Origin of the sequence: Bradyrhizobium sp. UFLA03-84, from assembly GCF_002289535.1 — a bacterium.
GTDB lineage: Bacteria > Pseudomonadota > Alphaproteobacteria > Rhizobiales > Xanthobacteraceae > Bradyrhizobium > Bradyrhizobium viridifuturi.
Genome location: NZ_NSJY01000009.1, coordinates 13,417 through 26,948 on the forward strand (window position 1 = coordinate 13,417; position 13,532 = coordinate 26,948).

Consider the following 13,532-nt stretch of genomic DNA (forward strand, 5'->3'; position numbering starts at 1 on the left):
GGCCAGGACCCATAACCACAAATGTTCGTTGTTGGGCTTCGCTGCAACGACGAGTCCCGTTCACAACTCCGGCTGCGGAGTATGGGTCCTGGCTTTCGCCAGGACGACAGCGGAGACTGAGGCTTTAATACACGTCCTTCGCGTCGGCCTCTTCGCTGGTCTGCACCAGCTCGAGGCTGCTCTCGACCTTGCCGAGCAGGCGGCCGAGGTCGCGGCGCTCCTGCGCCGAGAGGCAGGACAGGATCTCCTGCTCCTTGCGCAACAGGCGCGGGATCAGCTCCTCGTACAGCGCCTGGCCCTTCCTGGTCAGCCGCAGGCGGAATTCGCGGCGGTCGTCGGCGTTCTCGACGCGCTCGACGATCTCGCGCTCCATCAGCGCCGACACCGCGCGGCTGATGGTGGACTTATGCGTGCGGGTGCAATGCGCGATGTATTGCGCGCTGCAGGGATCGCTGCGGAAGCCGAGCGTGGCGAGCACGCGCCACTCGGGAATGTCGAGGCCGTAGCGTGCCTGATACTCGCTCGACAGCGTCGAGGACACTTCGGCCGCCACCCGGTTGAGGCGGAACGGCATGAAATGAAACAGGTCGAGGCGCTTCTTCGCCGGCGCGGCATCGTCGCGCGCGTCCGCTTCCACGGCGCTGCGCGGCCGGGTTGGAGGCTGGCTTGCAGAGGTCCTGGCCAAAAATTCCTCCAATATGAGTTGACGGCGGGCCCGACTGGGAGTTTAAGATAGTTGCAAGTGAGACTAATTTAGCAAGGTCGCGGCCGGCTCGCAAGGTCTTGGTCGTAATCCAGTCACACAAGACGCAGCCAGAAGCCGGCAGCATCAGAGCGTTTTCGAGCGAAGTGGATACCGGTTCGCGTGAAGAAAACGCGTCAAAACAAGAAGCGAGAGCCCCGTTCCGATTAAATCGGAACGGACAAGGCTCAAGGGAACATCCAGGGTCACGCAAGTAGGGTCAAGAAATGGCATCAGCCAGTTCGGCACAGGCCAAAACCCAGTTCGGCTATCGTCGTCACCCCGACCAGGACCGGTCGGGTGCCAATGTGGCGGAGTATCCGGTCGTCGTGGTCGGCGCCGGGCCGGTCGGACTGTCGCTCGCGATCGATCTCGCGCAGCGCGGCCAGCGCGTGGTGCTGCTCGACGACGCCGACCGGATCGGCGAGGGTTCGCGCGCGATCTGCTTCTCGAAGCGCTCGCTGGAGTTCTGGGATCGGCTCGGCGTCGGCGACCGCATGGTCGAGAAGGGCGTGGTGTGGAGCGTCGGCAAGATTTTTCACGGCGCCTCGCAGCTCTATCAGTTCAATTTGCTTCCCGAAGAGGGCCACAAGCGGCCCGCCTTCATCAACCTGCAGCAGTTCTATGCCGAGGCCTACCTGGTCGACCGCGTCGAGCAACTGCCTGAGATCGATCTGCGCTGGCGCAACAAGGTGATCGCGCTGGAGAGCCGCAATGATGGCGTCGCGCTGACCATCGCGACGCCTGAAGGCTCCTACCAGGTGCATGCGTCGTTTGTCGTCGCCTGCGACGGCGCCCGTTCCTCGCTGCGGCAGATGGTCGGCGCCGAGTTCGCGGGCCAGGTGTTCGAGGACCAGTTCCTGATCGCCGACGTCAAGATGACGGCGGCGTTCCCGACCGAGCGTTGGTTCTGGTTCGATCCGCCGTTCCATGCCGGGCGCTCGGCGCTGCTGCACAAGCAGCCGGACGACATCTGGCGCATCGACCTGCAGCTCAATCCGGATGCCGATCCCATCGCCGAGAAGCAGCCGGAGAATGTCCGGCCGCGGATCGAGCGCATGCTGGGGCATGACAAGTTCGAGTTCGAGTGGATCTCGCTGTATAAGTTCCAGTGCCGCCGGATGGCCAGGTTCATCCACGGCCGGGTGATCTTCGCCGGCGATTCCGCGCATCAGGTGTCGCCGTTCGGCGCGCGCGGCGCCAATTCCGGGCTCGAGGACGCGGAGAATTTGGCGTGGAAGCTCGACCGCGTGCTGCGCCGGCTGTCGCCGGAAGGCCTGCTGGAGACGTATCACATCGAGCGCAGCGCGGCGGCGGACGAGAACATCCGCGAGTCCACCCGCTCGACCGATTTCATGGCGCCGGTGACGAAGCAGGAGGCGCGGCTGCGCCAGGCGGTGCTCTCGCTCGCGGAGGATACCGAGTTCGGCAAGCGCATGGTCAATGGCGGGCGGCTGTCGGTGCCGTCGGTCTACGACACGCCGCTGTCGAGCGGCGATCGCGACAATTGGCGCGGCGGCCCGCGGCCGGGCGCCTCGATGCCGGATGCACCGGTGACGGAGCAGGGCGGCGGTTCCAGCTATCTGACCGAGGTTTTCATCAAGCAGGGAACGCGCTTCACGCTGCTGGAGTTTGGCAGTGGCGCGGGTGCTGATGTGCCCGACGGCGTGGGTCGCATCCGGGTCGGCGGCGAGGGTGGGCTGGTCGACACGCAGGGTCTTGCCGGTAAGCGTTACGATGCCGAGCCCGGTACCGCCTATCTGCTGCGGCCGGATGGTTATGTCGCGGCGCGCTTTCGGAATGCAGCGCGGCCTGCGCTCGATGCGGCGCTGGCGCGCGCATCCGGCCTGAATTGAGGTGTAGCTGATGGCGCTGTCGACCAGTTCGAACTTCGCAAAGCCCGATGACGCCTTCCGCGCCATCGTTGAGGCGCATCGCGGCCTCACCGACGCGCAGAGCGCCGATCTCGATGCCGCGTTGGTTCTGGTGCTCGCCAACCATATCGGCGATCTCGACGTGCTGCGCGAGGCGATCGCACTGGCGAAGCGGCGGATGCCGGACGCGAGCCAGCAGCAGCAACAGCAACAACAATAGCACCGATCAAACGAACAGGATTGAACTGATGGCCAAAGGTTTCGCATCGACCACGGATCTCGGGGAGAAGAAGGTCACCTTCTCCGAGATCGGCACTGATCTCTATGCCTTTACCGCCGAAGGCGATCCCAACACCGCGGTGATCGTCGGCGACGATGGCTGCCTGGTGTTCGACGCGCAGGCAACGCCGGCGATGGCCAACAAGGTGATCGAGCGGGTCAAGACCGTCACCGACAAGCCGATCAAATATGTCGTGCTGTCGCATTATCACGCGGTGCGCGTGCTCGGCGCCTCGGCCTATCACGCGCAGGGCATCGTGGCCTCGCAGGAGACCTATCGCCTGATCCAGGAGCGCGGCCAGCAGGACTGGGATTCCGAATACGGACGCTTCCCGCGCCTGTTTCAGGATGCGGCGAGCATTCCCGGCCTGACCTGGCCGACGCTGACCTTCGAGGGCGAGATGTCGATCTATCTCGGCAAGCGCGAGGTGCGGCTGATGCAGCTCGGCGCCGGCCATACCTCGGGCGACATCGTCGCCTGGGTGCCGGATGCCGAGGTGATGTTCTCGGGTGATCTGATCGAATATCACTCGGCCTGCTATTGCGGCGACGCGCATCTGCGCGAATGGCCGATGACCTTGAACGAGATCCGCGCCTTCAATCCGAAGGCGATCGCGCCGGGCCGCGGCGATGCGCTGAAGGGCCTCGAGACCGGCCGCGATGCGATCGCGATGACCCGCGATTTCGTCACCACGCTCTATGGCGCCGCCGAATCGTCGGTCGCCAAGGGCCGCAGCCTGAAAGAATCGATGGCGGCGACGCGCGAGGTGATGGATCCGAAGTTCTCGAGCTTCGCGATCTACGAGCACTGTCTGCCGTTCAACGTTTCGCGTGCCTATGACGAGGCATCCGGAATCGACGATCCCGTGATCTGGACCGACAAGCGCGACCAGGAAATGTGGGCCGCCCTGCAAGGAGGAGGATAGACATGAACATCAATACCTCGCCTGATCAGATCGTGCGCAGCTCGGGGCAAGTCACCCCAGGCTACATGTCCGGCTTCGGCAACAGTTTCGAGACCGAGGCACTGCCCGGCGCGCTGCCGATGGGGCGCAACTCGCCGCAGCGCTGCGCCTATGGGCTCTATGCCGAGCAATTGTCCGGCTCGCCGTTCACGGCGCCGCGCGGTACCAATGAGCGCTCCTGGCTGTATCGCATCCGTCCGTCGGTGCGGCACTCCGGCCGCTTCGCCAAGGCCGATGCCGGGTTGTGGCGCACCGCGCCATGCCACGAATACGACATGCCGATCGCGCAGCTGCGCTGGGATCCGGCGCCGATCCCGAAGGAAGACATGACTTTCCTGCAGGGCGTGCAGACCATGACCACGGCGGGCGATGCGAACACCCAGGCCGGCATGGCGGCGCACGTCTATCTCATCACCAAATCGATGGTCGACCAGCATTTCTACAATGCCGACGGCGAGATGATGTTCGTGCTGCAGCAGGGCAACCTGCGGCTGGTCACCGAGTTCGGCCGCATCGATGCCGAGCCCGGCGAGATCGTGGTGATCCCGCGCGGCGTCAAGTTCCGCGTCGAGATTCCGAATGGTCCGGCGCGCGGCTATCTCTGCGAAAACTACGGCGGCGCCTTCACGCTGCCGGAGCGCGGCCCGATCGGCGCCAATTGCCTGGCCAATTCGCGCGACTTCCTGACGCCGGTCGCCGCCTACGAGGACAAGGACACGCCGACCGAGCTCTTCGTGAAATGGGGCGGCTCGCTGTTCAAGACCACGCTTCCGCATTCGCCGATCGACGTGGTCGCCTGGCACGGCAATTACGCGCCCTATAAATATGATCTGCGTACCTTCTCGCCGGTCGGTGCGATCGCCTTCGATCATCCCGATCCGTCGATCTTCACGGTGCTGACCTCGCCGTCGGAGACCGCCGGCACCGCGAATATCGACTTCGTGATCTTCCCGGAGCGCTGGATGGTGGCCGACAACACCTTCCGCCCGCCGTGGTACCACATGAACATCATGTCCGAGTTCATGGGCCTGATCTACGGCGTCTACGACGCCAAGCCGCAGGGCTTCGTGCCCGGCGGCATCTCGCTGCACAACATGATGCTGCCGCACGGCCCCGATCGCGAAGCCTTCGAGCATGCCAGCAACGGCGAGCTGAAGCCGGTCAAGCTGACTGGCACGATGGCCTTCATGTTCGAGACCCGTTTCCCGCAGCGCGTGACCGAGCACGCGGCGAAGTCGTCGACGCTGCAGGATGATTACTCGGATTGCTGGAAGGGACTTGAGAAGAAGTTCGACCCGACCAAGCCGTAGCCCTTCACCCTCCCCCGCTGGGGGAGGGGCGACGCGAATGAAATGAGCGGCGGGGTGAGGTGACAGTCTCTCCCTTGAGGCGGTCCCCGAGTGGAGGGATCACCTCACCCCGTCTCGCATTTCGCTTCGCTCCATGCGAGCCGACCCTCCCCCTCCAGGGGAGGGTGGCGAAAATGGCATCACCATTACTGCATTGAGAAAATCATGCCGCACCCCAACGACCCCAAGCTCCGCTCCTTTGTCGACGTCGCCCCGACTTCCGACTTCCCGATCCAGAACCTGCCCTACGGCGTGTTCTCCGCGAATGGACTGGCGCCGCGCGTCGGTGTCGCGATCGGCGACTACGTGCTCGACCTCTGGGAGCTCGAGCAGGACTCGCGGCTCGATGTCGGGCCGCTCGGCGTGTTCTCGCAGCCGTCGCTCAACGCATTCATGGCGCTCGGGCCAAAAGTGTGGTCGGCGACGCGGGCGCGGATCAGCGAGCTGTTGCGCTCGGATCATCCGGAGCTGCGCGACAACAAGGAGTTGCGCGCGCGGGCGCTGGTGCCGATGGCCGACGTCAGGCTGCACATGCCGTTCACGGTCTCGGGCTACACCGATTTCTATTCGTCGAAGGAGCACGCCACCAATGTCGGCGTCATGTTCCGCGGCAAGGACAATGCGTTGCAACCGAATTGGCTGCACATGCCGATCGGCTATAACGGTCGCGCCTCGACGGTTGTGGTGAGCGGCACCAAGGTGAAGCGGCCGCGCGGCCAGCTCAAGCCGCCGACGGCCGAGGTGCCGAGCTTCGGCCCCTGCAAGCGGCTCGACTTCGAGCTCGAGATGGGCGTGGTGGTTGGGCAGGCGTCAGCGATGGGCGAGATGCTGACGGAGAAGCAGGCCGAGGAGATGATCTTCGGCTTCGTCATCCTCAACGACTGGAGCGCGCGCGACATCCAGCAGTGGGAATACGTGCCGCTCGGCCCGTTCCAGGCCAAGGCGTTCGCGACCTCGATCAGCCCGTGGGTGGTGACGCGCGAGGCGCTGGAGCCGTTCCGGATGCAGGGCCCGAAGCAAGAGCCGGAACCGCTGGCCTATCTGAAGCAGGCGAGGCCGAACAACTATGATCTCGCGCTCGACGTGAGCTTGCGTGCCGGTGCGATGAACGAGGCGAAGACCATCTGCAGCACCAACTTCAAGTACATGTACTGGTCGTCGGTGCAGCAGCTCGTGCACCACGCCTCCAGCGGCTGCGCGATGAATGTCGGCGATCTGCTCGGCAGCGGCACGATCTCCGGCCCCGAGAAGCACCAGCGTGGCAGTCTCCTGGAGATCAGCTGGAACGGCACCGAGCCGGTCGAGCTTGCCGGCGGCGTCAAGCGTTCATTCCTCGAAGACGGCGATTCGCTTGTCATGCGCGGCTGGTGCCAGGGCGACGGCTATCGCGTCGGGTTCGGTGAAGTCGAGGGCACGATCGTCGCGGCGGAGTAGCTACGTCGTCATGCCGGGGCGATGCGGAGCATCGAACCCGGAATCTCGAGATTCCGGGTCTGGTCGTTCGGACCATCCCGGAATGACGGGCTAACCGAATTACCGATCTTCCGGCCTGATATCCCGTAAGCGCGCGGTATGTGCCGCGCAGTCCTCGCGGCTGTATTTCAGGTGTACGCGCTTGTCCGACGGCGGCTGATTCACGGTGCAGACACCCGCCCGCCACGGCTTGGCCGGGCGGATCGGACGTGGCGCAAAACCGCCACCGCAGTTCGGGCAGACATTGCCGAGCTTGGTCTCGACGCAATCCGCACAGAACGTGCATTCATAGGAGCAGATCCGCGCGTCGAGCGCGCTCGGTGGCAGGTCCTTGTCGCAATATTCGCAGTTCGGTCGCAGCTGCAGCGCCATGGTCGTCTCTCTAACTGGATGTTGGCGGAATGATCGCAGGTCGTGCCGCCGAAGCGAATGACGGAATTCCCTCGATTTGAGCCATCACGCCTGCAGCGATTTCAGCGGCAGCCTGGCGCTTTCCTTCAGGCGGTCGAGCACGATCGATGAGCGCACATGCGCCACGCTCTGGTGCGGCATCAGCACGTTGTTGACGATGTCGGACAGGCTCTTCAGGTCGCGCAGCATCACCTTGAGCACGTAGTCGGCGTCGCCGGTCAGCGCGTAGGCCTCCTGGATGTCGTCGACTCGGTTGACCAGCTCGCGAAACCGCTTGGCGTTGTCGGGCGAATGGGTCGCCAGCGTGATGTGGATGAAGGCGATCAGGCCGAAGCCGAGCGCCTCGCCGGCGAGGTCGGCATGGTAGCCCGCGATCACCTTCTCCTCCTCCAGCCGCATCCGCCGCCGCGAGCATTGCGAGGCTGAGAGACCGACGAGGTCGGCCAGCTGCTGGTTGGTCAGCCGGCCGTCATCCTGCAGCGCGGCGAGCATTTTGAGGTCGAAGGCGTCGACTTCAGGCATGCGTAAAGTATCAAGTTCATGCACGGATCATGCGCGATATTAGCAAATCGAGCCCTATTTTGCACGCACGTTGCGCAATAGATGACGGAAATTGATCTCCAGACAAATCAGGGAGTTACCGCCATGGGTCCGTTTCCGCACGATGCGCCGCCGGCCGAAATCAGCACCGACAATCCGATGGGCACCGACGGCTTCGAGTTCGTCGAATATGCCCATCCCAATCCGGCTGAGCTGCACGCTTTGTTCAAGCTGATGGGGTTTGTCGCGGTCGCCCGGCACAAGACCAAGGCGATCACGGTCTATCGCCAGGGCGACGTCAACTATCTCGTCAACGAGCAGCCTGGCACCCACGGCTTCAACTTCGTCGCCGCGCACGGCCCCTGCGCGCCGTCGATGGCGTTCCGCGTGGTCGATGCCAAGCACGCTTATGAGCGCGCAATCGCGCTCGGCGCGGAGCCGGCGGATGTGTCGTCCGCCGCGAAGACGCTCGATGTGCCCGCGATCAAGGGCATCGGCGGCAGCCTGCTCTATTTCGTCGACCGCTACGGCGCCAAGGGTTCGGCCTATGATGCCGAGTTCGAGTGGTTGGGCGCCGCCAACCCGCGTCCGGCGGGCTCGGGCCTTTATTACATCGATCATCTCACCCACAACGTGCATCGCGGCCGCATGGATGTCTGGACTGGCTTCTACGAAAAACTGTTCAACTTCCGCCAGATCCGCTTCTTCGACATCGAGGGCCGCGCATCTGGCCTGTTCTCCCGCGCGCTGACCAGTCCGGACGGGAAGATCCGGATTCCGATCAACGAGGATGCCGGCGATTCCGGGCAGATCGAGGAATATCTCAACGTCTATCACGGCGAGGGCATCCAGCACATCGCCTGCGGCGCGCGCGATATCCACGCGACGGTCGAGAGGCTGCGCGCGGACGGCCTGCCGTTCATGCCGTCGCCGCCCGACACCTATTTCGAGCGGATCGATGCCCGCCTGCCGAAGCACGGTGAAGACGTTGCGCGGCTTCAGACGAATGGCATTCTGATCGACGGCGAGGGCGTCGTCGACGGCGGCCAGACCAAGGTGCTGCTGCAGATCTTCTCGGCGAACGCGATCGGCCCGATCTTCTTCGAATTCATCCAGCGCAAGGGCGACGACGGCTTCGGCGAAGGCAACTTCAAGGCGCTGTTCGAGTCGATCGAGGAAGACCAGATCCGCCGCGGCGTGCTCAAGGTCGACCACGCCGCGTAAGCGTATCGTAGAGCCAGGCCAGCGCAAAGCAAGGTGTCGTCCCGGCTTTCGCCGGGACGACAGCGCGATCTATTTCGTCGCTTTCCACTCGGCCGTCACGTCGCCGATGCTGGCCAATTCCGGCTCACGGATGGCGGACGGCGTGCGCGAGAAGCGCGGTGCGGGCGCGGGTTGGGTGACGCCGTGGCGTTCGACGAACACCTGGCGGGCCGCCATGTGCGGATGCTTGGGCGCTTCCTCCATGGTGAGGATCGGTGCGAAGCAGATGTCGGTGCCTTCCATGATCTTGCACCAGTCGGCGCGCGACTTGCTCTTGAACACCTTTTCCAGCTTCGCTTTCAGTGCCGGCCAGGCCTTGCGGTCCATCTGGGCGTCGAAGTCGGCATCGGTCAGGTCGGCATGCTTGCGCAGCAGCGCATAGAACTGCGGCTCGATCGAGCCGATCGAGATGAAGTTGCCGCAAGAGCATTCGTAGACGCCGTAGAAATGCGCGCCGCCGTCGAGGAAATTCTGGTCGCGGCCGCCGCTCCAGCGGCCCTGCGCGGCCATGTCGTAGAACATCGACATCAGCGAAGCGGCGCCGTCGCACATCGCGGTATCGACCACCTGGCCCTTGCCGGACTTCTGCGCTTCCAGCAGCGCCGCGAGCACGCCGACCACGAGGTAGAGCGCGCCGCCGCCGAAATCGCCGACCAGATTGAGCGGCGGCACCGGCTTCTCCTTGGTGCCGATCGCAGCGAGTGCGCCGGTGATCGAGATATAGTTGATGTCGTGGCCGGCGGCATTCGCCAGCGGACCTTCCTGGCCCCAGCCGGTCATGCGGCCATAGACCAGCTTCGGATTGCGCGCGAGCACGACATCGGGGCCGAGGCCGAGGCGCTCCATCACGCCAGGACGAAAGCCTTCGATCAGTGCATCGGCATGGCTGAGCAGGTCGAGTACTTCGGCAATGGCCGCCTTGTTCTTGAGATCGAGCTCGATGACCTTGCGGCCGCGGGTTGCCACTGCCTTCAAATTCTTGCCCGCGCCGACCCGGTCCAGCGTGATGACCTCGGCGCCCATGTCGGCGAGCAGCATGCAGGCGAACGGACCGGGACCGATGCCGGCGAATTCGACGATGCGGAAGCCTGTGAGCGGGCCCGAGGTGCGAGCGGCGGTTTGGGAGGCGGGCTTGTCGAGCACGTGATGGTTCCGTTGTTGCTGTGAAGGGGTAGTCGAAGGGTCTTGTCCGCAGAGAGCCGGTGCGTCCGGCGTCAGGCGGGCGCGCTGCCGCCAAGGGTGCGGTCAGGCGATTGGGTGCCGTGGCGATTGGTGCTGCCGAACGTCATGAGTCCACTCCCCGCGACCGTCCGTCTGACGGTATTTTTAATTAGCTGATTAGCTAAATTCTCTCGCCTTATGGGGGATGTGGCAAGCCTTTTCGGCTGGAATGCCAGCAAAACGCGAACGGCGCGCATCGCTGCGCGCCGTCTGCATAGGTTCAGGAGGGATAGCGGCTAGCCGGCGGCGGTCACCGCCCGCTGTCCCATCACCTTCACGAGGTTGGCGCGGTAATCCGCCGAGCCGTGGATGTCGGCGAGCAGGCCGCTCGCCGGGATCGTGACGCTGTCGAGCGCCGACGCGGCCCAGTTCGCCTTGAGCGCCTGTTCGATCGGCGCCACCCGCATCACGCCGCTCTGCGAGGCGCCGGTGGCGGCGACGCGGACGTCGCCCGCCTTGGTCTTGGCGACGAACACGCCGGTCAGCGCGAAACGCGAGGCCGGGTGCCGCATCTTGGCATAGCCTGCCTTGGCGGGGACCGGGAACGACACGGCGGTGATCATCTCGCCATCCTCGAGTACCGTCGTGAACAGGCCCTTGAAGAAGTCTTCCGCCGGGATCGACCGCTTGTTGGTCTTGACCACGGCGCCGAGCGCCAGCACCGCCGCCGGATAGTCCGCCGCCGGGTCGTTGTTGGCGAGCGAGCCGCCGATCGTGCCGCGATGACGCACAGCGGGATCGCCGATCATCGACGCCAGATTGGCGAGCGCCGGGATCGCCTTCTGCACGGCCTCGCTTTGCGCGACGTCGTAATGCGTCGTCGCGGCCTTGATGGTGACGGTGTCGCCGGACACGTCGATGCCGATCATGTCCTTGATCTTGGCGACGTCGATCACGTCGGATGGTGCAGCAAGCCGCTGCTTCATCACGGGGAGCAAGGTCTGTCCGCCGGACAGGAACTTGGAGTCCGTGCCCTTGGCGAACTGCGCCACGGCATCGTCGATCGAGGATGCGCGGTGATAAGTCGTCTCGTACATCGTATCCTCCCTCAACCGTGAATGGCGTGCCAGACGCGATCGGGCGTCGCCGGCATTTCCAGCTTGTTGTTGCCGATGGCGTCCGTGATCGCGTTGATCACGGCAGCAGAGGCGCCGATCGCGCCGGCTTCGCCGCAGCCCTTGACGCCGAGCGGATTGCCCGGACACAGCGTCGTGGTGTGGGAGAGCTGGAACGACGGCAGGTCGTCGGCGCGCGGCATGGTGTAATCCATGAACGACGCGGTCACGAGCTGGCCGGTGTCGTCATAGACGGCACCTTCGAGCAGCGCCTGGCCGATGCCCTGGGCAAGGCCGCCATGGACCTGGCCTTCGACGATCATCGGGTTGATCAGCCGGCCGAAATCGTCCGCCGCCACGAAGTTGACGAAGGAAGTCTTGCCGGTGCCGGGATCGACCTCGAGCTCGCAGATATAGGCGCCGGCCGGGAAGGTGAAGTTGGTCGGGTCGTAGAACGCCGTCTCCTTCAGACCCGGCTCCATGCCGTCGGGCAGGTTGTGCGCGGTGTAGGCGGCGAGCGCGACCATCGGCAGCGCGATCGACTTATCGGTGCCGGTGACCTTGAACTCGCCGTTCTCGATCACGATGTCGCTCTCGGATGCCTCGAGCGCATGTGCCGCGATCTTCTTGGCCTTGGCCTCGACCTTCTCCATCGCCTTCACGATCGCCGTACCGCCAACCGCAAGCGAGCGCGAGCCGTAGGTGCCCATGCCGAACTGCACCTTGTCGGTATCGCCATGGACGATCGAGACCTGGCTGATCGGCACGCCGAGCCGTTCTGCGATGATCTGGCAGAACGTCGTCTCGTGGCCCTGGCCGTGGCTGTGCGAGCCGGTGAGCACCTCGATGGTACCGACCGGGTTGACGCGGATCTCAGCCGATTCCCACAGGCCGACGCCGGCGCCGAGACTGCCGACCGCCTTCGACGGCGCGATGCCGCAGGCCTCGATGTAGCAGGAGACGCCGATGCCGCGCAGCTTGCCACTGGCTTTCGCCTTGGCCTTGCGCGCCGGGAAGCCGGCATAGTCGATCGCCTTCATCGCGGCGTCGATCGAGGCGTGGAAGTCGCCGATGTCATACGCCATGATGACCGGCGTCTGATAGGGGAACGCGGTGATGAAGTTCTTCTTGCGCAGCTCGGCCGGATCGACCTTCAACTGCCGCGCCGCCGTCTCCATCATGCGCTCGATCAGATAGCTCGCCTCGGGGCGGCCGGCGCCGCGATAGGCGTCGACCGGCGTCGTGTTGGTGTAGACGCCGATCACCTCGGCGTAGATCGCCGGGATCACGTACTGGCCCGACAGCAGCGTCGCGTAGAGATAGGTCGGCACCGCCGAGGAGAACAGCGACATATAGGCGCCGAAATTGGCGTGGGTCTTCACCCGCAGACCAAGGATCTTGTTGTCCTTGTCGAACGCCATCTCCGCCTTCGAGACATGGTCACGGCCATGTGCGTCGGTGAGGAAGGCCTCCGAACGGTCACCGGTCCACTTCACCGGGCGGCCCACCTTCTTGGAGGCCCACAGCGCCACCATCTCTTCCGGATAGATGTAGATCTTGGAGCCGAAGCCGCCGCCGACGTCGGGCGCGATCACGCGCAGCTTGTGCTCGGGCGCGATGTTGTAGAACGCCGACAGCACGAGGCGGGCGACGTGCGGATTCTGCGAGGTCGTGTAGAGCGTGTAGTGCTCCTCGGCCTGGTCGTAATGCGCAACCGCTGCGCGCGGCTCCATCGCATTCGGCACCAGGCGGTTGTTGGTGAGGTCGAGCGTCACCACATTGGCGGCCTTGCTGAACGCATCCTTGACCGCGGCTTCGTCGCCGAGATGCCAATCATAGACGATGTTGCCGGGGGCCTCGGGGTGCAGCTGCGGCGCGCCGGGCTTGATCGCGGCCTTGATGTCGGCCGCCGCGGGAAGCTCCTCGTAGTCAACGACCACGGCTTCCGCCGCGTCCTTGGCCTGATTCTTGGTCTCGGCGATCACCACCGCAACCGCCTGTCCGACGAAGCGCACGGTCTCCGGCGCCATCGCCGGCCACGCGCCCATCTTCATCGGCGAACCATCCTTCGAGGTGATTGCCCAGCCGCAGATCAGATTGCCGACCTTGTCGTCGACGATCTGCTGACCGGTCAGCACCGCGATCACGCCGGGCATCTTCATGGCCTCGGCCGAATTGATGCCCTTGACCTTGGCATGGGCATGCGGGCTGCGGATGAAGTGAGCGTAACTCATGCCGACCATTTTGACGTCGTCGACGTAACGTCCTTGTCCGGTGATGAACCGGCGATCTTCCTTGCGCACGACGCGTGCGCCAATTCCTTCAACACCCATGGTCTAGTCCTCCCGACCGGAGATTCG

12 protein-coding genes are annotated in these 13,532 nt (G+C 64.5%); 6 read left to right on the forward strand and 6 right to left on the reverse strand.

Annotated elements, in window-relative coordinates; translation table 11 throughout:
* Window positions 1-124: 124 nt before the first annotated feature.
* Window positions 125-685, reverse strand: a complete 561-nt coding sequence (locus tag CK489_RS10245) for a MarR family winged helix-turn-helix transcriptional regulator (RefSeq protein ID WP_502694114.1) — start codon at window positions 683-685, stop codon at window positions 125-127.
* Between the two features lie 284 nt (window positions 686-969).
* Between CK489_RS10245 and CK489_RS10255 the strand changes: the two genes are divergently transcribed.
* The 5 genes from CK489_RS10255 to fahA all read left to right on the forward strand — a co-directional run bounded on the left by CK489_RS10255 (window position 970) and on the right by fahA (window position 6,643).
* A complete protein-coding gene (locus tag CK489_RS10255; RefSeq protein WP_095732228.1) occupies window positions 970-2,598 on the forward strand; it encodes an FAD-dependent oxidoreductase in 1,629 nt (542 codons plus the stop codon).
* 10 nt (window positions 2,599-2,608) lie between these two features.
* A complete protein-coding gene (locus CK489_RS10260; RefSeq protein ID WP_050631105.1) occupies window positions 2,609-2,836 on the forward strand; it encodes a DUF2783 domain-containing protein in 228 nt (75 codons plus the stop codon).
* A gap of 28 nt (window positions 2,837-2,864) precedes the next feature.
* Window positions 2,865-3,821, forward strand: coding sequence for an MBL fold metallo-hydrolase (locus CK489_RS10265; protein WP_095732229.1), 957 nt, complete (start codon window positions 2,865-2,867; stop codon window positions 3,819-3,821).
* Between the two features lie 2 nt (window positions 3,822-3,823).
* The gene (gene hmgA, locus CK489_RS10270) at window positions 3,824-5,170 is read left to right on the forward strand and encodes a homogentisate 1,2-dioxygenase (protein WP_198960891.1); all 1,347 of its coding nucleotides are present in this window, start codon (window positions 3,824-3,826) and stop codon (window positions 5,168-5,170) included.
* A gap of 204 nt (window positions 5,171-5,374) precedes the next feature.
* Window positions 5,375-6,643 (forward strand): fumarylacetoacetase, encoded by a 1,269-nt coding sequence (gene fahA / locus CK489_RS10275; protein WP_095732231.1) that lies wholly within the window; start codon window positions 5,375-5,377, stop codon window positions 6,641-6,643.
* Between the two features lie 99 nt (window positions 6,644-6,742).
* Here fahA and CK489_RS10280 read toward each other — a convergent pair whose 3' ends face one another.
* Together CK489_RS10280 and CK489_RS10285 are read right to left on the reverse strand one after the other, a co-directional pair.
* Window positions 6,743-7,054 (reverse strand): DUF1272 domain-containing protein, encoded by a 312-nt coding sequence (locus CK489_RS10280; protein ID WP_050631108.1) that lies wholly within the window; start codon window positions 7,052-7,054, stop codon window positions 6,743-6,745.
* 84 nt (window positions 7,055-7,138) lie between these two features.
* Window positions 7,139-7,615 carry an Lrp/AsnC family transcriptional regulator gene (locus tag CK489_RS10285; RefSeq protein WP_198960892.1) on the reverse strand — a complete coding sequence of 159 codons (477 nt, stop codon included), beginning with the start codon at window positions 7,613-7,615 and terminating at the stop codon, window positions 7,139-7,141.
* 123 nt (window positions 7,616-7,738) lie between these two features.
* On the opposite strand from CK489_RS10285, the gene hppD reads away from it, so the two are divergent.
* On the forward strand, window positions 7,739-8,857 hold the full coding sequence (gene hppD, locus CK489_RS10290; protein ID WP_095732233.1) for a 4-hydroxyphenylpyruvate dioxygenase: 1,119 nt from the start codon (window positions 7,739-7,741) through the stop codon (window positions 8,855-8,857).
* Window positions 8,858-8,926: 69 nt separating this feature from the next.
* Here the strand turns inward: hppD and CK489_RS10295 are convergent, their stop codons facing one another.
* The 3 genes from CK489_RS10295 to CK489_RS10305 all read right to left on the reverse strand — a co-directional run bounded on the left by CK489_RS10295 (window position 8,927) and on the right by CK489_RS10305 (window position 13,505).
* Window positions 8,927-10,039, reverse strand: coding sequence for a CaiB/BaiF CoA transferase family protein (locus CK489_RS10295; protein WP_095732234.1), 1,113 nt, complete (start codon window positions 10,037-10,039; stop codon window positions 8,927-8,929).
* 314 nt (window positions 10,040-10,353) lie between these two features.
* Window positions 10,354-11,154, reverse strand: coding sequence for an FAD binding domain-containing protein (locus CK489_RS10300; protein ID WP_095732235.1), 801 nt, complete (start codon window positions 11,152-11,154; stop codon window positions 10,354-10,356).
* Window positions 11,155-11,165: 11 nt separating this feature from the next.
* On the reverse strand, window positions 11,166-13,505 hold the full coding sequence (locus CK489_RS10305; RefSeq protein ID WP_095732236.1) for a xanthine dehydrogenase family protein molybdopterin-binding subunit: 2,340 nt from the start codon (window positions 13,503-13,505) through the stop codon (window positions 11,166-11,168).
* Window positions 13,506-13,532 lie beyond the last annotated feature (27 nt).